This is a genomic window from Sulfurovum lithotrophicum, assembly GCF_000987835.1.
In the GTDB taxonomy this organism is placed as follows: Bacteria; Campylobacterota; Campylobacteria; order Campylobacterales; family Sulfurovaceae; genus Sulfurovum; species Sulfurovum lithotrophicum.
Genome location: NZ_CP011308.1, coordinates 932465 through 952164, shown reverse-complemented (window position 1 = coordinate 952164; position 19700 = coordinate 932465). Strand labels below are relative to the sequence as shown.

The window sequence follows — 19700 nt, the reverse complement described above, 5'->3', positions numbered from 1 at the left end:
TCCTCCCGTTGGTCAGGGCACCACTCCGGTTCCGAACCTATAAAAGCAAAGCAGTTTGCTTTTATTTACGGTTCTCATCCTCATCATCGTCTGCCGTATATTTTTTTTGATGTCTATAGCGCGGATCGTTCGCCAGTTCATCCAGTGACCTCTTCTGCTTATCATAGGCTTTATAGACATTCAAAACCGCTGCAGCTATGCCGACAAAGACACCTATCCAAAGTGTCCACATCGCACCGGTAAGTTTCTGCAACCCCAGCCCTATACCAACCCCTATCAGCACGGCCACGACTATAGAGATACCCAGGCTCAGTCCGTCAGCGGCATCTACGATCTTTTTGAATTTCGGATCATCTTCTTTTCTTTGCATATTTTTATCCTTGTAATTGTTGAAAGTATAACAAAACCGTACTTTATATCACTCTTTCAAAAAAAATGTACATAATCATAAAATAATTTAATTTTATAAATGTGATATCTTTTTGTTATAATATTGGAATAAAAACCACAATTAAAGGATTACAATGGCTCGATTACCCTGGTGGATGGGCGGCATATTGATGTCCATGCTTCTTCTGATGACATTTTCCGTATTCGGAGCGGACAGACCTATAGGCGCGTCTACCTATGTACCTTACTTTGCAGACCTCATCTTCGATCTTGACCCCGAAAAGTACTCTTATCTCAAAGAGATACAGAATCCCGGTGCCTGGGAAGGCGTGATGCTCATGGGAGCACTCTTTGGCGGGTTCGTCACCTCTGTGTTCATTACAAAAAGTTTCAGGTTCTCCCTGATCCCGACAGGCTGGAAGAGATACAAGAACAACTCCGTACTCTCCAGACTGCTATGGAGCTTTTTTGCAGGATTTGTCATGATCATCGGTGCAAGACTGGCAGGCGGATGCACCAGCGGTCACTTTATGTCGGGCATGAGCCAGATGGCCATCTCTTCCATGATATTCGGTACCGTGGTCATGATCTCACTGCTCATTACGGGAAAACTTTTCTATAACAAAGAGGAGAAATAATGGATATCGTAGTTAAAACTGCCGGTGATGACTTTTTTTCACGCTTGGCACAAATGTTCGAAAACGTGATCCATCAGGGGCACGGTTCTCTTGCACTGGTCTTTCTGATCGGCGTAATATTCGGTGGTATCATCCAGTATACCCGTGTCGACAAATTCGAAAAGATCGCCGGATTTGCCATGCTGAAGGACACCATTGTCCCTAAAATGCTCTTTCTTGCCGTGGGCCTTACCAGTATTGCACTCTATTTCATGATAGAAGCGGGATGGGCACACTACCATGTAAAACCCATCATCTGGCAGGGGCTGATCATAGGTGGTACACTCTTCGGTATATCTATGGCAATTTTCGGAAAATGCCCGGGAACAGGACCTGTCTCCATCGCTGAAGGACGTATCGATGTTCTTATAGGCGCTATCGGCGGACTACTCGGCGGCTTGGTTTTCACCCTCTATTACGATGACTTCTTCAAACCGTTGATGGGAACAAGCGCAGGTAAACTCACCCTCCCCAAACTTTTCCCGGGACATGAACATCTTGTGGTGCTGATCTTCGGTATCATAGTGACGCTTATCGCCATAGTCATTCCAAAAGTGGAAATGTTCGACGAAGCCGATCTCTCCAAACTTCCTGACGACCAGAGACCGGACAGGGTTTAACTGTTTTTCAATACAGTGGCTTCGCTATTTGGCAGCTTACTATATTGATAGATAAATCATCTTTTACTTCATAATCCGGGTTCAAAGATGTTTTGATATACTGTATTTATGAAGTGGAATAAAGAAGCAGTGGTCATTGTCGGTATTATTTTTTTTGTCTCATACATCTATAACCTGGAATCCGACAGCAAAATGAGCCATCAAATAGAAACACAACAATTAAACACATGCCGAGCACGAAAGCAAGACCATTGTGACCTCATCGAACTCTTTCATAATACCTGCTTCAAAACAAGCTACAGAAGCTATATGAGGGCAAAACACTTTTATACAAAAGAGTACGAAGACTGCCTACAAAAAAAAATCGATGCATTTTTAAAAGAATGATTTTATGGTCTCCTACTTCTTTTTTTCAGCTCTCTGCGCTGCAAGGTCTGTTAACTTGATCTCATTATTCCAGTTCTTGCTTCCTTCTTTACTTTCCAAAGAAAGTGACATAAGCAAAACCGCATTGTTACCACTTCTGGCTATAACCTCGGACAGTTTTTTGTTCACTCCCAGAACAGCAATGGCTTCATTGGATGTTCCATTGAGTTTTTTTATTTGACTGCCGGGTAGTGCATAGTGGTCAAGGGCATACGCAGAAGTATGCAGATAGTAGGTCAGGGTCAGAAGAGGCATATTGTGACTGACCGATGTCCAGGTACAGACTGAAGCATTTGGATAGGTATGTTTTGTATCACGCTTTCCCTCATTGACCGCTTCTCCTACCAAGTTTGAGACCTCTGCCGTTGTCAGTAAGGTACAGACATCTTCTTTGGCTATGGCATTACTGTTTGACGCATCTCCTGATGCACCGCAACCTGAAATAGTTATTCCAAGCAAAATTGCTGTTATTATTACTGATTTCTTCATTTTCATATTCCTTTTTATTCTTTGGGCAAGTCGAGATCCAGCACGACATTTACAAGATTCTCATCTATGTTTTTTACTTCAAAAAGTGTTTCTTTTTTTATCCCCTTGTAAGTTGATTGCAGAAGATAGGTACCAATAGGCAAATTGATAGTACAACTTTGTGATTTTTTATCATACCAGCACATTTCTGTAATCTCCTTACGATGGTTTCTGTTATCAATATGATAAATGGTATGGTTTGCAGAGACTTTATCTTTTGTAGGCATAATTGTCACCCGGATTCTCACTGGAGCTACTGCTCCCAAAATGACATCTAATCCAGTTGTTTTAGCAGCTTCTATGGTAAAAGGAGTAGTTTTCTCTAATATATTGTATTCGCTGCGGACACTGTATTTTCCAACAGGCAGACGTCTTACACAATGAAGGTCTTTATAGCAACTAGTGATATTTTTACTCACATTACCCTCCTTTTGCATAATATAGTGAGTTACAGACTTTATGGGGTTGCCGCCCAACATTTCGTAAGCAGTTATATTAACCTTCCCAGTACCTCCCATAACAATATGTAAAGGAAGTATTTCATTTTCATGAATGTCAAAATATGTATGTTTTGTAAAATGGTTGTAAGAAGAAATTAGCAGGTATCTTCCCACAGAGAGATTTATATCACAACTATACATACCTTCAGTATGGCAGGTATAAGATACATTGCTTTCATTAATCTCATTGTTGATCACACGAAAAATAGAGTGATCTACCTGTATATTTCTTTGACTGTTCTCTTCTTCTGCACTGATTTTTACTGTCCCGATAGGATCCATCACAAAATGCAGATCGACGGTTTTCCCCTGTGTAATTTGAACATGCTTTGTTTGTTCGTATGGAGGATAGTAAGCCTTGATCGTATATTTTCCTATAGGAAGCTGCCAAAGTGTTTTATTGTTTTGTGTTGTTTCACAAGAAGAAGGGTGTGAGAGTATTTTTGTTTTATTTTCATCATATAACGTATAAGCTGCTTTGAGTGCTTTACTGTTTGTATGTAAAGATGAAGAGAGCCTGAGATACCCTGTCTTTCCTGTGTAAATTTCAATTGGAAGTTTTTTTGCAGCTTTGATCACAAAGGTAAGTTGCTGTCTATAGGTACAGTACTCGGTTATCAGTATATATCTGCCTGCAAAAAGTTCAACAGTTGCAGGTGTATGTCCGCTTGCAAGCACTGTGTTATTATTATCTGCTTTTCGAATCACATAAGCAGCATGGATCGGTTGACTGTTAATGTCTTCTTTCGCTGAAATTTCGATAATCCCAGTCGGTTTTAAAACAATGTTTTTTATGTGTTTTTTACCATAGGATACTTCTATTATGGTATCGACTGATAGGTCCTTGTATCTTGTAGTAACGCTGTAAATTCCAATAGGTAAACGTACTTTGCAAGCGGTTGTTTTTTCAGAATCACATTCCATAACAATATCTTTTTTTCTTTTCAGGGATCGGAAAGTATGGTGTGCATTGACCCACGCGGTATTTTTGGTTTCGCTTGCAGTGATTGATACTATGCCGGTTTTTCCGGTAATCAGATCAAGTTGCGTTACTTTGCCACTAAGTACGTCAAATGGAACCTCTCCACTGAGAGTAAAATGGTTGTAACGGATAAGATATTTTCCAACAGGAAGTCTCTCTATAATTGCATCTTTTTCAGTTGTGTCACCACTAACGATCAATGTACTGTCATTGGCAGAGTAGATACCGTAATGTAAACGAATATTGGCAGTTTTCTGAGCTTCTCGTGCAGATATGGAAACTTTGCCTGTTTCTCCGGTTACTACATTTACAGCAGTTATATTGTTTTCATAAACTTCAATTTCTTTTTCTTTGTGATAGCGATTATAATCAGTACTTAATTTATAGCGACCTTCAGGAAGTTTGAGGCCGCACGCCTGGTTAGGATAAGAGATACAGCTTGTAGTTTCTGTTTTTGAAATATTGGAGTCTATGGGAGAAATAATATGCAGTGCCTGTATCCAGGAGCTTTCTCGTGTTTCGCTTGCCGTGATTTTTAAATTCTTTGCAGGAGGCGAAGGAGGTTTTACTTTTTGTATCTCTTTGGCAACTGTTCTAAAAGCCTGAGTAAGCGCAGTTGCATTTTTAGCAGGTGTATAACTGCCTCCTGTTACTTTGGCAATGGATTTTAATTGTTCAGAAGTCTCTTTATCTACATCAAATCCTATGACATGCACTACTATACCCAAGCCCTGTTCTTTAAGTTTGCGTATAGAATCCAGAGAATCACTGTCACATGTTTCCTTGCCGTCACTGATCAAGATAAGTGTAACTCTATGTGTCAAATAGCCCAACTCTTCAGCAACTTTTTTCAGAGAACGGCTAATGGGTGTTTTGCCTTTAGGTCTGATATTACTGACAATATGAAGTATTTTTTCTTTATCTATCCTGCCCAGAGGGAAAACTGTCTGGATATCGCTGCAGTCGGCTTTTTTGCGATGACCATAAATTGTCAACCCTAATGGTCTATTGGGATCCCAATGTTCTATTACATCTCTAAGTGCATTTTTTGCAATTTCAATTTTGGTTTTGTTCCCGATCTTTCCCCACATACTTCCTGAAGCATCAAATATTATAGCGGTCCGTGGTACTTGAGCCGACACGGTAACTGACACAAAGAGAAACCCCAGTAATATTAGAATGTATCGGAAATAGTTCATTGTAAAACTACTTTAACGGGCGTAATGCAATGCCATAAAGTTTAAAAACATAAACCCGTACCGGCTATACCAGTCTTTATTGCCAAAGTACTGTTCCTCACACTGCGCGATCTCTTTCAGCACCTGTTCAAGCCTGCCCAGTAATTCATTGTATTTTTTTTTATAGGCTTTTTTAAATTGTTTAAAAGAGTTTTGAATTTTTTCTCGATCGTGTATCCATTGCAATCCACCGACTCCGACAGACCCGGCAATACTGTCGCCAAATGCAACACTGGCTTTTGTAAATTCATCGGTTTCCACATAGAGTGCACGTAGTTGTTCAAAGTATCGGCGTAAATCATTAACTTTTTCATAGGCATTTTTATAGCAGCTTCCACAATTACTGTTTTTCATATTTCCACATGCAATGGGCATTGTAGGCATCCCTGGAGGATTATAGTTATGTTGCGCATCTTCATCGCTAGGAGAATCCAAGGGTGCCGTTTTTTTAAAATTATCACCTTTTTGGATAAATTCATTAATTTTTCCAATATCAGGAAATGAACCCTGTAATTTTAGTACATCCTGTATCCCACCACTTGCAAATACAGGTAATATGATTAAAAGAAATTTTATTATTTTTGCATATGTAAAATTTTTAAAAAAAATGCTATTGATTGATTTCATCATTTTACACTCCTTAAATTTTGTGTTTTTATTGGATGTTTACTATCTCTGGGAATTAGAACTGGTGACATTGGAGGTGGAGTATGTTTATCTACCCATATGACCAAACGATAAGGCTGCTCACCTTTCAATGTAAATACTTTGATAAAAAGGTCACCTTGTGTTCTGAGGTATTCAACGTATTCTCCTTTTTTATTAGTCGAACCTTTCCTTCTGGGAGCCGTCCAATGATACTTGCGAAGTTCCATATTGACGGGAACAGCTGGATCATTACTTAAAAGAAGAACCATTACTTTCTGATCTATTGACAGACTGGGTACTTTGAATAAGGTACCTTCCGGTGATGCAGTTCCCTGTAGTAAAGCGATTTTTCCTCGGGAAATTGCAGGATTTTTCTCGACTTTAACAATAAAAGCATCAGGTTCTTCAATGGGATTATTTTCACTGCCTATAAGCATTTCACTTATTGCCAATATAAAAACAAACAATAATAAACTTCTATGAATATTTACAGTATACCGCCATAATATTTTTTGTATCATTTTATAATATTCCTTCCTCTCATTTATACAGGAAACAGACAGTTGGTACTGCCTGAATCATTACTATCACTATTCCCAAGATCTTTAATTTCTTTTTCTCTCCTTTTTTTATATTACTGCACATGGTGTATGTTTTGAATTTACAAGAACCTTCTTTTTGATATGACCGTTTCTGTCCATCAAAATTCTGTAAGTGTATTCACCGCACTTCTTTTTATCTGTTTCGAAATTAATACTCTCTACATCTATTACCTCGTACCCTCCCGGGACCTTACGATATTTTTTTAGTCCATAGTATGATTTCAGCCACAGGACCTCGGAAAGGTCAGCACTGTTGTCGATGGGGAGGATATATGACAGGAAGTCTTTTTTGGTATTCATTCGCCATATCTTTCCATTGACATCAATGTAAAATACATTGGCAATGAAATAATGTTTGTCCGAACCATCCAGCCTGTATGCTATACTGTATTTTACAAGGTCTGTCCCGGCAGAGAGGTTTGGGGCGGCAGACTTGAATTTTCTAACCACTTGTTTATCAAAACTTTTTAGCGGTTTGTGATAGGCCTTCCAAATGACCTTGTAACCTTTCTTGACAACCTTGTGATAACTCTTGTCCACCTCGTAGAGACGCATCTCCATATACGCAACACCCTTTTTAAGTTCATATGCTTCGGGCGAAGGATTTGAACGTCCAAAATGCTTCCAGTTTTCTGCATATATATTTACGCTTACAAACATTAGAAGTAACAGCAAGCTTTTCTTCATGCTAACCTCCCACTTAAAATCGGTACTTTCAAATTATACAAAATTATTGTGCCAAAAGTGTGCCAAATTTTTTTAGATTTGTATGTAATGTATTATTTTAGAATAAAACAGGAGGTTGAGAAGGGGCAGCTTAGAGCTTGGGATATTCAGCGAGAACCTGATCTGCTATAATACAGAAATCAGGATTTAAGCTTTTGCGCACAGCAGCGTTTATACTTCTTACCGCTGCCACAGATGCAGACTTCATTACGCTTAAAGTCCACTTTGTCCTCGTAAATATCGCCATCCACATATTTCCACATATCGTTGACCTTCATAAATGCAGACTTTTCATGGTGCATGTGCTGCACACCGTCGTAGATATAATAGGCTTTAAACTCTACCGTATCTTCGTCATGATCAACGATCTCAAGATGCTGCCAGTGGCTGTTGTCCGCCCAGTCCTGTATGAACTTGAGCTCTTCATCGCTCCAGGTATGGTCATGCGTGGTCGCCTGCAGGTAGTTGACGTCACCCAGACAATAGGCGGAGTAGCGTGAACGCATGAGCGCCAGTGCAGTGGGAGCAGGTTCGAATACACGCAGGATGGGCTCGCAGCATTTTGAAAATTCCAATCCACTTTTACAGTAACATAGTTGCATATGGAAACTTACGCTTTGATCTCTTTGAGTGTTTCATAAGCCGCTTTGACCGTCTCGTCTATCATCTCATCAGTGATGGCAGTCGAGATGAAGCCTGTTTCGAAAGAGGAGCAGGCAAGGTAGATACCGCGGTCAAGCATCCCTTTATGGAATTTGGCAAAGAGTTTCTGGTCGTTCTCCATCACGTCGGCAAAGTTCCTGACCGGCTTGTCGGAGAAGAAGAAACCGAACATGGAACCTCTCACATCCGTCACCATAGGTACATTGACGGAATCTGCCGCCCTCTTCAGTCCTTCGACCAGTTTTTTGGCCCTATTCCCCAGTTCGACATAGATGGCCGGATTGGCTTTGAGTTTTCTAAGACTGGTCAGCCCGGCCGCCATAGCTACGGGATTACCCGAAAGTGTTCCTGCCTGATAGACCGGTCCTTCGGGAGAGAGCTGCGCCATGATCTCCGCCCTGGCACCAAAGGCACCTACAGGCATACCCGCACCGATAACTTTGCCCAAAGTCACCATATCGGGTTTCACAGTCGTGATACCCTGTGCACCTTTAAGGGAAGCCCTGAAGCCACTCATTACCTCATCGAAGATCAGCAGGGTATCATGTGCATCACAGAGAGCTCTAAGCTGTTGCAGGAAGGTTTCATCCGCAGGTACAAGCCCCATATTTCCAGCGATCGGTTCGATGATCACACAGGCGATTCCTTCCGGAGAGTCCGCAAAACATTTCTCAACGCTTTCAATATCGTTATAAGTCGCCAAAAGCGTATGTTTGGTCAGGTCAGCAGGCACTCCAGGGCTTGACGGTGTACCAAATGTCGCAAGACCAGAACCTGCCTGTACCAGCAGCGAATCGGAGTGTCCATGGTAGCATCCGGTGAACTTCAAAATGTTGTCCCTTCCCGTTGCCCCTCTTGCCAGACGGATCGCCGACATGACCGCTTCGGTTCCCGAACTGACGAATCGAACCTTGTCGATACTGTCAAACATGGAAACGATCTCTTCAGCCAGTTCCGTCTCTACTGTTGTCGGTGCTCCGAAACTCAGTCCTTTTTTGACTGAATCGATAACTGAAGCTTCGATATCTGCATCGGTATGACCAAAGATCAGCGGACCCCAGCTTTGTACATAATCGATATATCTGTTCCCGTCAATATCAAAAAGGTATGCCCCTTCACCTCTTTCTATGAACGGTGGTGTTCCTTCCACTCCGCTGAATGCACGTACAGGAGAGTCTACGCCTCCGGGAATAACTTTGTAAGCCTCTTCAAATGCCGCAATACTTTTATCATATGCCATAGTATTAATCCTCATTATGTATAATTGCGGGGATTATACACTATAGGGACTTAGGACTATACCAAGCAAAAAAGGCTAAAAAGAGAATGATGATCAGAGGGAGGACTATACGCACACTTGAGGGGCTGCTGCTCTCCCTCCTGCTTCACCTGCTCATCTTTCTGCTCTTTTTTGTCTCGTTCAAAGAGATGAAGTTCCCTCCGCCACCGCCGCCGGCCAAGAAGATCTCACTGAATCTCAAACAGATCAAAACTGTACCGCCAACATCTCCGGCACCCCAACCTGCTATTCCCCCACAGCCAAAACCACAGCCGGTCCAGCCACAACCACCACATCCCAAACCAAAACCCGTTACACCCCCAAAGCCCAAGCCTGTTGAAAAAAAGCCCATAGAAAAAAAGCAGGTAAAAACGCCTACACCTGTTGCCAAGAAAAAAGTGCTTGACGAAAAAGCGCGTCTGACAGTAGAAAAAAAAGAGCATGAAGAAAACAATGTCACCAAGGTGGCCAAAAAAGAGGAAAAGCCCAAAAAAGTACTAAAAAAGAAAGAAAAAAAACCCAAAAAAAAGATAGTCAAAAAAAGCAGGCCGCAGAAACCAAGAAAGCCTTCCCGTCCCAAAAGAGGACTGGCCGGTGCACTGATGGGTTCAGGCCGTTCCGTTTCACTGGCACCAAGCACGCCTTCCGGCCCCAACTACGGTTCGCAGATGATCAAACAGCTCTACGGTTCGGAGTTCGACAGCTTTACCCCAACACAGAAAAAGTTCATCAAAAGGAATCTCGGTATCATACACCGTATTACCCAGCGTACACTCATCCAGAACGGCTACCCCGATGTAGCGGTAAGAACCCGCCAGGAAGGCACCAACGTAGTCACCTTCTATCTGCACCCCAACGGGAACATCACAGGACTGCATCTGCAAAGCCGCATCGGGTACACAGCACTGGACGAAAATACTCTGCAGGTCATACGTATCGCCTACAAAGAGTACCCTCATCCCAAAACAACAACGAAGATCACTTTCTATGTACAATACAGCATCTATTAAAAAAAGGTCCGATTTATGAGTCTCCTGCATACTATCTGGTACAAACTTCCATGGTGGATTTTACGTAAAGCAACCTGGCTGGTTTGGCTCTCTTTTCTCGGAACATTGATCGTTTCAGGCATTTTGTTGACACTATACATACAATCCCTTCCTTCTCTTTCCACATGGCACACGGTAAAACTCAAGAGTGAGTTTACAAGAAAATCGAAGGTGAATGATTTTGAATCGTATCTTGCTCTGGAGAAGAAGCTTTTCAGAGAGCTTGATGCAAAAGTGTATGATAAAATTTCAATAGAAGAACAAAGTATCATAAACCGTTACACCAGAAACAGTCTCTCCGACCCGAAACGCTGGGCGAGAAACTGGAACAGGACTTTTGAACTGCCTGTGGACGATCCCAAGATGGGGGTTCTGCTCCTGCACGGCATGTCGGATTCACCCTACAGTCTGCATGCACAGGCCAAATACCTGCATGAAAAAGGTGTCTGGGTCGTGGCAATGCGCATGCCCGGTCACGGTACCATCCCTTCAGGTCTCACCTCCATCAAATGGCAGGATATGGCAGCCGCAACGGAGATAGGTATGAAACGCCTCAGCCAGAAAGTAGGCAACAGGCCCATTCACATCATAGGGTACTCAACCGGTGCACCTCTGGCACTCAACTATACATTCAAGGCACTCAATGACGACAGACTGAGACTTCCCTCAAGTCTCATTTTCTTCTCTCCTGCCATCGGCATCAGCAAAACAGCCTCTTTTGCAGTATGGCAAAGCCGTATCGGCCACCTCTTCTCACTGCCCAAGATGGAATGGAACAGTATCGCTCCGGAGTACGACCCCTTCAAATACAACTCTTTTGCTATCAATGCAGCTGACCAGGTCTATCGTGTCTGCAGAAAGGTACAAAAGCAGTTCGATGCATACGATAAACAAACCTTACACAGTAAGTCATTCCCCTCCGTACTTACCTTCCAGTCTATCATAGACGATACCGTTACCGTTTCGGATACGGTAGACCATCTCTACAAACGTCTTCCCAAAGGCGACCATACACTTGTTCTCTTCGATATCAACAATTATTTCAGCAAAAATATGCTTGTCAAGAGAAAAACCGCCGCAAAAATAGACGTTTTAAAAAGTGCCACAGGGAACAACTATACACTCGATCTTATCTCTGATATGAATTCAAGCCGGGGAGACCTTCAGCTCATCAGAGATCATACGACACCAAAAGATCTGCCCCTCCACTGGCCAAAAAAAGTTTTTTCTCTTTCACATCTCGCGATGCCGATCCCGGCTGATGATCCTCTCTACGGTAATGAAAATGCCCCGGCAAGCCCGGGTATCCAGTTGGGACACTTGTCCAACTATGGGGAAGCTTCGGCATTGGAGATATCACCTTCTGCCCTTCTGAGGCTGAGATGGAACCCCTTTCATCAGTATACTGAAGAAAGAATATTGACATTTTTAGGGTTGGAGAGACAAAGCAAATGAAAAAATTATTTTTTTTTCTGCTATAATAAAATAAAAAAGAGAGGACACCCTATCATGTTCGGATCACTGTTTAAATCAAAGAACCAGAAGCTTGTCCATAAATGGGAAGAGGAACATAAAGAAATAGTAGCATTGGCTACCAAAGTCCTGGAAGCCTATGAAGCAAATGATGAAAAAGCTGCAAAGCAGGCACTCAAAAAACTGGATTCTCTTGCAGTGGATCATGTCATGGATGAAGACCTGAAGCTCTTCAAATTGATGAAAGAGGAAGCGGAGAAGATCGATAAAGAGACTCAGAGGATGGTAGAAGACTTCGTTGCAAGTTTTGGACAGACAAAAGTAACACTCATGAAGTTTCTGGCAAAATATTCTAAACCGGATGTACCGCTTGACAAGGAATTCCATACTACATTCAAAGAGCTTGTGGACATACTCGCCCAACGCATATCACTTGAAGAATCTAACCTCTACTCAAAGCTTAACGGTGAATAATCATGGAAAAAGACTAAGACCTTTTCCCAACCTTTTCACAACACCCTCCGTTCCCTGAAGCAACAACGGATTTTTGTTTGGGTCAAGCCATCTGATGATTTGTTTCATTTCACTTTCGTTCATAACCGTACATCCCGCAGTCGGTACCTTTTTGATATGCAGGAAGATGCAGGAGCCTGCACCGGGAACAGCACCTTCTTCGTCTATGTGGTTATGATTTACCACGATACCGTATTTGTAGTAATTTTTAGGGAACTTCATATGCTCTTTGCTCTTGTAATCAATCTTGATCTTTCTGCTATCGACGATCTTGTTATAGAACTTTGAATGGACATCGTCCACGCAATGATCTGTCTCTTTATAAACCTTATAGGGATACTTGACCGTAAAGGGATGATAGCCGAATGCCTGCTTGAGCGAGAAGATACCGGCCGGCGCCTTTCCATCCCCCTCTTTCTTGATGATCTTAGCATCCTTGGGAATGCGGTGCAGTCCCCTGCCCCATCCTATGCCGTTGCGTCCAAGCTTCACATGGACAGGCTTGCCTACCTTCTGCCACACGGACTCTTTTTTCTCATAACACTGCAGCATGCCATTGGGTGTGGACCAGTTCTTTGTCGTCACAACGATCAGCTGTTCCGTTTCGGGCAGCTTTGCCTGTAGTGTTGCGGCAAAAAGCAGCAAGGCAAGTAAAATCTTTTTCATTGTGTTATAATCCTTTCATACATTAACGATCAGGTACTTTTTATGGAATACGGAATCATCTCAATCGCAATACCCCTGCTTACGATCTTTTTGGCCATTATAACAAAAGATGTCATCGTTTCGCTCGTCGGAGGGATCTTTGCCGGCCTTTTGGTACTCAATGGCTACGATCCGCTCACGGCTTTCACAGCACTTTTTGACGGTATTGTTTCTCTTTTCTCAGAGGGATGGATCACTAAAACCCTCCTGTTTGCCCTCATGATAGGAGCCATTATCAAGCTTTTAAATCTCTCCGGAGCTGTGGACAGTTTTGTACTCTACCTCAGTCAAAAAGCAAAGAAGATAGACTCACCCAAAGGAGCGATGCTTTTGGCCTATATCATAGGGGTTATCATATTCATTGAGTCATCCATTACCTCTCTTATAGCAGGAACGGTGGCCAAACCACTCTGTGACAAAAATGGTGTCAGCAGAGCGAAACTTGCCTATATCTGCGACTCGACATCTGCACCTATCTGTTCACTCATCCCTCTCAATGGCTGGGGAGCGCTTCTTTTGGGCCTTATAGTCTCAGCTGTCGATACAAATGTTATTTCAGGAGATCCGGTTACACTGCTCATCGCATCAATTCCTTACAATTTTTATGCGATATTCACACTCATCATCGTTCTTATCGTGATATATTTCAAATTTGACATTGGTCCCATGAAACAAAGTCTGCCGCACCCGTATCATCAAAGCCAATTCCATACCGAAGCCAAACCCACACCCTACCCGATGCTGCTGCCCATTATTGTAATGGTACTGGCTGTGCCTGCAGGACTCTATCTGACCGGAAAAGGTGACATTTTCAAAGGATCCGGCTCGACATCTGTTTACTATGGTGTAATTGTCACACTCTTCTTTATGTACTTCTATTATGTTTTTGGGAGGATCATTTCGCATAAACTGTATTTCAAAGGCTTCTATGAAGGATTGGGAGAGATGATACCTGTTGTCATGATCCTGCTTTTCGCACTCTTCATCGGCAAAGTCATCGGTGATCTTGGTACAGCCAAATACCTCGCCCATCTGCTCAGCGGGAACATATCACCTGTACTCATCCCTATGCTTGTATTTCTCGTTTCGGCCATCACAGCTTTTTCTACAGGGACAAGCTGGGGTACCTTTTCCATCATGATGCCCATAGGCCTGGCACTCGGCGCAAGCATGGGAGTGGACATCCCTCTTGTTATTGCAGCAGTGATCTCCGGAGGAATCTTCGGAGACCACGCTTCTCCCATTTCTGACACGACCATCATCTCCTCCATGGCAGCGGGATGTGACCATGTGGAACATGTCAGGACGCAGCTACCTTATGCTTTGATTGGCGGTGCCCTCTCCGCCATGGCGTTTTTGCTCGCGGGCTGGATTTTGTTATAATCCATATTAAAAATCAAAGGAAACTCAAATGAAGCGTGGTATTTCGATTTTGAACTTGGGAGATATTTTGTTACCGATATGGACAAGAAGTTCTATGCGCTGTGTGTCGGAAGAGAGAAGTGATATTTAATGAAAGAATCTGAGAACATACTGCTTGATGTACTGTATAAAGTCGTCCTTTCATCAGTATTTTTATCCGTCACATTCTTGACCTCAACGGCAGCGGCGGACGCACAGGAAGAGCTGAAAAAACTTCCACCGGAATATGATATGATCCTGGCCTACTACGGACGGCCGGGCACTTCCAGACTGGGCGTACTGGGCCAATACTCCCCGGATACACTCTTTAAAAAGATCAGAGCACACGCAGAACGATATGAAAAAGCTTTGAAGCAGAAACACCATGTGACGCCGGGAATAGATATTATCTATGATCTTGCCATAAAGAACCCGGGGTACAACAGGAACTATCTCAGTACGCTTCCGAAAAAAACACTGCTCACCTATATCCGTAAGGCAAAAGAGTATGGAGCTGTCGTGATCCTTGACCTGCAGCTGGGAAAAAAAACACCTGCACAGGCAATCAGGCCTGTTCTGCATTTCCTGCAGTATGACAATGTCCACATTGCACTGGATCCCGAATTCTCGGTAGATGATCTACACGTACCGCCGGGAAGGGTCATAGGCTCCATTACGGGGGAACAGGTCAATCAAGTACAGAAACTGATGAGCAACTACCTAAAAGAACACGGTATCAAACAAGACAAAATACTGATCGTGCATATGTTTACGGAAAAGATGCTTTCCCATAAAAGTGTACTCGGGTATTATGACAAGGTTCACCTGTTGATGAACCTTGACGGACACGGCTCCCCGGCACTGAAGGTCAAGATATACAATGGAATCTACACGAAAAAACGTGCTGCACAATTTGCCGGAGGATTCAAACTTTTTTTCAGAGAAGACAAACCGCTTATGACACCCGAGCAGGTCCTTGGACTGAAACCGGTTGGAAGGTCCAGAATCAAAGTAATGCCAAGATATATTAACTATCAGTAAACTATTCTTTGTTAATATCATTTTATAATATATTAAAGAATGAATCATGAAACATCTTATCCTCTCGGCTTCTATTCTCTTCTTACCTCTTTTAGCAGAGAATCTCAGAGTATATCAATATACAGGTGTAAGAGCACAGTACACAGACAAAAATGCTAAAAACGAGAAGATCCATATAGAAAGAGAGATCGATCCTAAATGCCTCGATCTTGCGATCACGAATGAAATGATATGGGAAGGCAGCTACGCGAATCCTTCCGTTCCGAAAGAGTGCAAAGCAATGTTCGTGACCAGTGCCGGGCAGGTACAACCCATGAAACTGCACCCGGATGTTGAAACCTACGGTGAGATGGAAGTGATGAAATTCATCAAGACCATGCAGGACCGTGATGACATGCTGCTGATCGATACAAGAATGGAAAACTGGTACCGCTATCGTACAATCCCGGGAGCTGTCAACATCTCACATCTTGACATCTCCAAAGCCAATCTTTTTCCCAAAGCCTTTCAAAAAGCACTCAAAACTCTCGGAATCATCCAAAAGAATGGTCAATACGATTTTTCAAATGCAAAAATCATTGTTCTTTTCTGTAACGGAGCATGGTGCAGCCAGTCACCCAAGATGATAGAGCATCTTCTGAAACTCGGATATCCCGCAAAAAAGATCAAATGGTACAGAGGCGGCATGCATGACTGGCTGACACTGGGAATGACCTCAACAAGGGCTAAATAGAGATGCCCTGTGCTAAAATACGGCAAATCTACCCTGAGGACAGCACATCGTGAAACTACTTGTATCAGCCCTTGAGCCATCATCCAACCTGCATCTGAAAGAGGTACTCAAGCATACCCGCGATATAGAACTCATGGGTATCTTTGACAAAAGCATAGAGAACGGTACACCTCTGTACGACATCTCACAGATGGCGATCATGGGTGTGGTGGATGCCGTCAAAAAACTGCGATGGTTCTTTAAGGTAGCCGATGAAATGGTAGCACTTGCCAAAGATGCTGATAAAGTGCTGCTGATGGATGGTTCGGGATTCAACCTTCCTTTGGCAAAAAAGCTTAAAACCGCTTACCCGGACAAAGAGATCATCTACTACATCCTCCCACAAGTATGGGCAAGCCGTCCCAAACGTGTGGCAAAACTTGAAAAGTATTGTGATCATCTCCTTGGAATCCTTCCCTTTGAGATAGACTACTATAAGAGTGGTAAAGCGCAGTATGTCGGCCATCCGTTGCTTGACGAAATCAATGTAGGGCGCAGTGATGAAAAGACCAAAGGGTGCATTGCCTTCATGCCGGGAAGCCGTAAAGCAGAGATCAGCCGTCTGATGCCTGTCTTCCTGGAGCTCAGACGAAAGCTGGGCAGTGAAATCAGGCCGCTGCTCGTCATCCCGCCTTCCTTCAGCAACGAGAAGATCGCAGAACTTTACGAGGGGATTGATGCATTCGAGATCACAAGAGACACGCATGATGCTCTCAAACGTTCGGAGTTCGCCTTCATCTGTTCGGGCACGGCTACACTGGAAGCTGCACTCATTGGTACACCGTTCACCCTTGCCTACATTGCAAAGAAAATCGACTACTTCATCGCTTTCAAAATTCTGGGTATCACACAGATAGGCCTTGCGAATATCATTCTCTCGCATTACAACGGTACAACCCTGCACAACGAACTGTTGCAGGAAGAGGTCACGGTTGGCAACCTGCTCGAAGAATACTACAATACCGACCGAAAAAAATTCGCTGCAAAAGCAAAAGAGCTCAGAGAATATCTTGGGCACGGCAGCAGCGAAAATGTCGCCAAGATTTTAATGAGGAATGAAAAATGCTAGTCCACATCTGCTGCTCTGTAGACAGCCACTACTTTCTCCAGAAACTGCAGGCGGACTACCCCAATGAAAAACTCACAGGTTTTTTCTATGATCCCAATATTCACCCCTATTCCGAGTATTATCTGCGTCTGCTCGATGTAAAAAGAAGCTGTAAAATACTGGGGATCGACCTGATAGAGGGGGAGTATGATATAGAGAACTGGCTGGAGGCCGTCCGTGGACTGGAGCATGAGCCTGAAAAAGGGGCACGCTGTTCTGTCTGCTTCGACAGGCGTTTTGAAGTGACGGCGCAAAAAGCGAGCGAACTGGGTGAAAATGTGTTTACTTCCACCCTGTTGACTTCTCCCAAGAAATCCCTCAGACAGCTTCAGCATGCCGGCGATGCATTGGCAGAAAAATTCGGTATCAAATTTATTGCACCGGATTACAGAAAAGCCTCTGGAACACAGGAACAGAATATTCTGGCAAAAGAAGATGCTCTCTATCGTCAGGACTACTGCGGATGCCTTTTTGGACTGAGCATGCAACGCGATCAACAGCAGAAACTCGCTGATGAACTCTTTGTACCTGTCTCCGGACAGATACAGCCAGAATCCATCGAAGAACGCATAGAAATATATGAAAAACGTTGGGAACTTGAAGAAAAGAATATCCCTTACAAGATCATCAAACAACGTTTTCTCAACTGGCGTTTAACAATGGGTTTGCTACGTGTAAGAAAAACAGTGATACCTGCCCACTTTCTGCCCTATTCTACACTTAAAGGTGAGTATACACGAGGGAAAATAGAGTATAACATAAATCAGGTTCATCATATGAACCGTGATGAGGTAAAGTTCATAACACTTGCAGAATACAACCGGCTTTCCAAGACAGATTATGCAAATATCACTGCACTTATCTTTCATCCTCCCCACTTTGAAAAAGAGCTGAAACTACGTGCAAAACTGGGTATGACACCTTATGATCTTTCGGCTATACTGGTAGTGGAAACAATACCTCAAAACAAAATTGAAATACTTTGCCAAAGTCAAACCTACAGTGATGTAAAAGAAGTACTTATAGTACTGTAAACCACTTCTTACTAATTTTTGGATAAAATAATGAAATTTTCCAAAAAGGTTTTACGTGCAATATAATGTTATCGAAATTCAAAAAATACTACCTCACAGATATCCATTTTTACTGGTAGACAGAATTACTGACATGAAGGTGGGTGAGTATGTGGAAGGATATAAAAATGTTTCTATCTCAGAGCCTGTTTTCCAGGGCCATTTCCCGAATCATCCCATTTATCCAGGTGTCATGATCATTGAAGGTATGGCACAGGCCGGCGGCTTACTTGCTTTTGAAAGTGTAAGCAGTATCAATGCAGAGGAGATCAAAGAGAAAGTAGTCTATTTTTTAAGTATAGACAAAGCAAAATTCCGTGCACCGGTGACACCCGGTGATCAACTTGTCTACAGGATCTCTGTAATGAAAAGCAAAGGGACGATATGGCAATTTGATGCAAAAGCCTATGTAGAAGATAAACTGGTTGCCCAAGCTGAACTTAAAGCTATGCTTGTCGATCAATAATAAGGTTAAATAGATCATGCCAACTATACATCCAAGTGCTCTTGTTGAAGATGGCGCCGTACTCGGAAAAAATGTTACGATCGGTCCTTTTGCTCATATCGGTGCAAAAGTAAAAATAGGTGACGGGACCTCTATTGCCTCACATGCTGTGATAGCGGGAGATACAAGTATCGGCAGAAATAATCGTATCTTTTCCCATGCAGCAATAGGCACTATACCGCAGGATCTTAAATTTTCCGGGGAAGAAGTACAGCTTATTATCGGTGATAACAATATCATTCGAGAATTTACCCTTTTAAACCCAGGTACAAAAGGTGGAGGTTCAGTTACCAAAATGGGTAACGGAAATCTTTTAATGGGATATGTTCACCTTGGACACGATGTGATCATGGGTGACAACTGTATTTTGGCAAATGCTGCCACCCTTGGCGGACATGTTGAGTTAGGTGATCATGTCGTGATCGGCGGGCTTACTCCGGTACACCAATTTGTGCATATCGGTGATTATGCTATGGTAGGCGGGGCCAGTGCGCTGGTACAGGACCTCCCTCCTTTTTGTCTGGCGGAAGGGAATCGCGCAACATTACGCGGATTGAACCTTACCGGATTAAGAAGATATTTGAAACGTGAAGAGATCAATGCCCTTAAACTTGCTTACAGAGAACTCTTTGAAAAGGGAAATCCTTTGCAGGAAAAAGCAGAGACACTTTTTGAAACAACGACTTCAGAGAAGGTAAAAACACTGTGTGCATTTATAAAGACCTCAAAAAGAGGCATCCCTTTTAAAAGAAAAACATAAAAAATAGAAAAAAATGAGGAT

The 19700-nt window shown here is 42.8% G+C and carries 21 protein-coding genes; 12 read left to right on the top strand and 9 right to left on the bottom strand.

Features of this window, described 5'->3' with window-relative positions; all coding sequences use genetic code 11:
• Positions 1-61: 61 nt before the first annotated feature.
• Positions 62-370, bottom strand: coding sequence for an AtpZ/AtpI family protein (locus YH65_RS04595; protein WP_046550835.1), 309 nt, complete (start codon positions 368-370; stop codon positions 62-64).
• A gap of 154 nt (positions 371-524) precedes the next feature.
• On the opposite strand from YH65_RS04595, the gene YH65_RS04590 reads away from it, so the two are divergent.
• Together YH65_RS04590 and YH65_RS04585 are read left to right on the top strand one after the other, a co-directional pair.
• Positions 525-1028 carry a YeeE/YedE thiosulfate transporter family protein gene (locus tag YH65_RS04590; RefSeq protein WP_046550834.1) on the top strand — a complete coding sequence of 168 codons (504 nt, stop codon included), beginning with the start codon at positions 525-527 and terminating at the stop codon, positions 1026-1028.
• Positions 1028-1687 (top strand): YeeE/YedE thiosulfate transporter family protein, encoded by a 660-nt coding sequence (locus YH65_RS04585; protein ID WP_046550833.1) that lies wholly within the window; start codon positions 1028-1030, stop codon positions 1685-1687. Before YH65_RS04590 ends, YH65_RS04585 begins: the two co-directional genes overlap by 1 nt.
• A gap of 399 nt (positions 1688-2086) precedes the next feature.
• On the opposite strand, the gene YH65_RS04575 is transcribed toward YH65_RS04585, so the two are convergent.
• The 7 genes from YH65_RS04575 to hemL form a co-directional block, all read right to left on the bottom strand.
• Positions 2087-2602 (bottom strand): hypothetical protein, encoded by a 516-nt coding sequence (locus YH65_RS04575; RefSeq protein WP_046550831.1) that lies wholly within the window; start codon positions 2600-2602, stop codon positions 2087-2089.
• A 14-nt stretch (positions 2603-2616) separates the two neighbouring features.
• Positions 2617-5322, bottom strand: coding sequence for a vWA domain-containing protein (locus YH65_RS11205; protein ID WP_084722025.1), 2706 nt, complete (start codon positions 5320-5322; stop codon positions 2617-2619).
• 12 nt (positions 5323-5334) lie between these two features.
• Entirely contained in the window at positions 5335-5991 is a 657-nt protein-coding gene (locus YH65_RS04565; protein WP_046550830.1) for a hypothetical protein, read from the bottom strand.
• Positions 5988-6530, bottom strand: coding sequence for a hypothetical protein (locus tag YH65_RS04560; protein ID WP_046550829.1), 543 nt, complete (start codon positions 6528-6530; stop codon positions 5988-5990). The genes YH65_RS04565 and YH65_RS04560 overlap by 4 nt, the downstream gene beginning before the upstream one ends.
• A gap of 108 nt (positions 6531-6638) precedes the next feature.
• A complete protein-coding gene (locus tag YH65_RS04555; protein WP_154806465.1) occupies positions 6639-7298 on the bottom strand; it encodes a hypothetical protein in 660 nt (219 codons plus the stop codon).
• 179 nt (positions 7299-7477) lie between these two features.
• A complete protein-coding gene (locus YH65_RS04550; protein ID WP_046550827.1) occupies positions 7478-7939 on the bottom strand; it encodes a YchJ family protein in 462 nt (153 codons plus the stop codon).
• Between the two features lie 8 nt (positions 7940-7947).
• Complete coding sequence (gene hemL / locus YH65_RS04545) at positions 7948-9240, bottom strand: glutamate-1-semialdehyde 2,1-aminomutase (protein WP_046550826.1); 1293 nt, start codon at positions 9238-9240, stop codon at positions 7948-7950.
• A gap of 86 nt (positions 9241-9326) precedes the next feature.
• On the opposite strand from hemL, the gene YH65_RS04540 reads away from it, so the two are divergent.
• The 3 genes from YH65_RS04540 to YH65_RS04530 are packed head-to-tail and all read left to right on the top strand — an operon-like array spanning position 9327 to position 12275.
• Positions 9327-10289, top strand: coding sequence for an energy transducer TonB (locus YH65_RS04540; protein ID WP_084722024.1), 963 nt, complete (start codon positions 9327-9329; stop codon positions 10287-10289).
• A gap of 15 nt (positions 10290-10304) precedes the next feature.
• A complete protein-coding gene (locus tag YH65_RS04535) occupies positions 10305-11783 on the top strand; it encodes an alpha/beta hydrolase (RefSeq protein WP_052746090.1) in 1479 nt (492 codons plus the stop codon).
• Positions 11784-11837: 54 nt separating this feature from the next.
• A complete protein-coding gene (locus YH65_RS04530; RefSeq protein WP_046550824.1) occupies positions 11838-12275 on the top strand; it encodes a hemerythrin domain-containing protein in 438 nt (145 codons plus the stop codon).
• Here YH65_RS04530 and YH65_RS04525 read toward each other — a convergent pair whose 3' ends face one another.
• On the bottom strand, positions 12276-12980 hold the full coding sequence (locus YH65_RS04525; RefSeq protein WP_046550823.1) for a L,D-transpeptidase family protein: 705 nt from the start codon (positions 12978-12980) through the stop codon (positions 12276-12278).
• Positions 12981-13022: 42 nt separating this feature from the next.
• Between YH65_RS04525 and YH65_RS04520 the strand changes: the two genes are divergently transcribed.
• From YH65_RS04520 to lpxA, 7 genes are all read left to right on the top strand, one after another.
• A complete protein-coding gene (locus YH65_RS04520) occupies positions 13023-14402 on the top strand; it encodes a Na+/H+ antiporter NhaC family protein (RefSeq protein WP_084722023.1) in 1380 nt (459 codons plus the stop codon).
• Between the two features lie 129 nt (positions 14403-14531).
• Positions 14532-15461, top strand: a complete 930-nt coding sequence (locus YH65_RS04515) for a hypothetical protein (protein ID WP_046550822.1) — start codon at positions 14532-14534, stop codon at positions 15459-15461.
• Between the two features lie 46 nt (positions 15462-15507).
• The gene (locus YH65_RS04510; RefSeq protein WP_046550821.1) at positions 15508-16194 is read left to right on the top strand and encodes a rhodanese-like domain-containing protein; all 687 of its coding nucleotides are present in this window, start codon (positions 15508-15510) and stop codon (positions 16192-16194) included.
• A gap of 49 nt (positions 16195-16243) precedes the next feature.
• Positions 16244-17302: a lipid-A-disaccharide synthase gene (lpxB, locus tag YH65_RS04505; RefSeq protein ID WP_046550820.1), complete on the top strand. Its 1059-nt coding sequence runs from the start codon at positions 16244-16246 to the stop codon at positions 17300-17302.
• Positions 17296-18375 (top strand): epoxyqueuosine reductase QueH, encoded by a 1080-nt coding sequence (locus YH65_RS04500; protein ID WP_046550819.1) that lies wholly within the window; start codon positions 17296-17298, stop codon positions 18373-18375. The genes lpxB and YH65_RS04500 overlap by 7 nt, the downstream gene beginning before the upstream one ends.
• A 55-nt stretch (positions 18376-18430) precedes the next feature.
• A complete protein-coding gene (gene fabZ, locus YH65_RS04495; protein WP_046550818.1) occupies positions 18431-18880 on the top strand; it encodes a 3-hydroxyacyl-ACP dehydratase FabZ in 450 nt (149 codons plus the stop codon).
• Between the two features lie 16 nt (positions 18881-18896).
• Positions 18897-19679 (top strand): acyl-ACP--UDP-N-acetylglucosamine O-acyltransferase, encoded by a 783-nt coding sequence (lpxA, locus tag YH65_RS04490; protein ID WP_046550817.1) that lies wholly within the window; start codon positions 18897-18899, stop codon positions 19677-19679.
• The last annotated feature ends 21 nt before the right edge of the window (positions 19680-19700 follow it).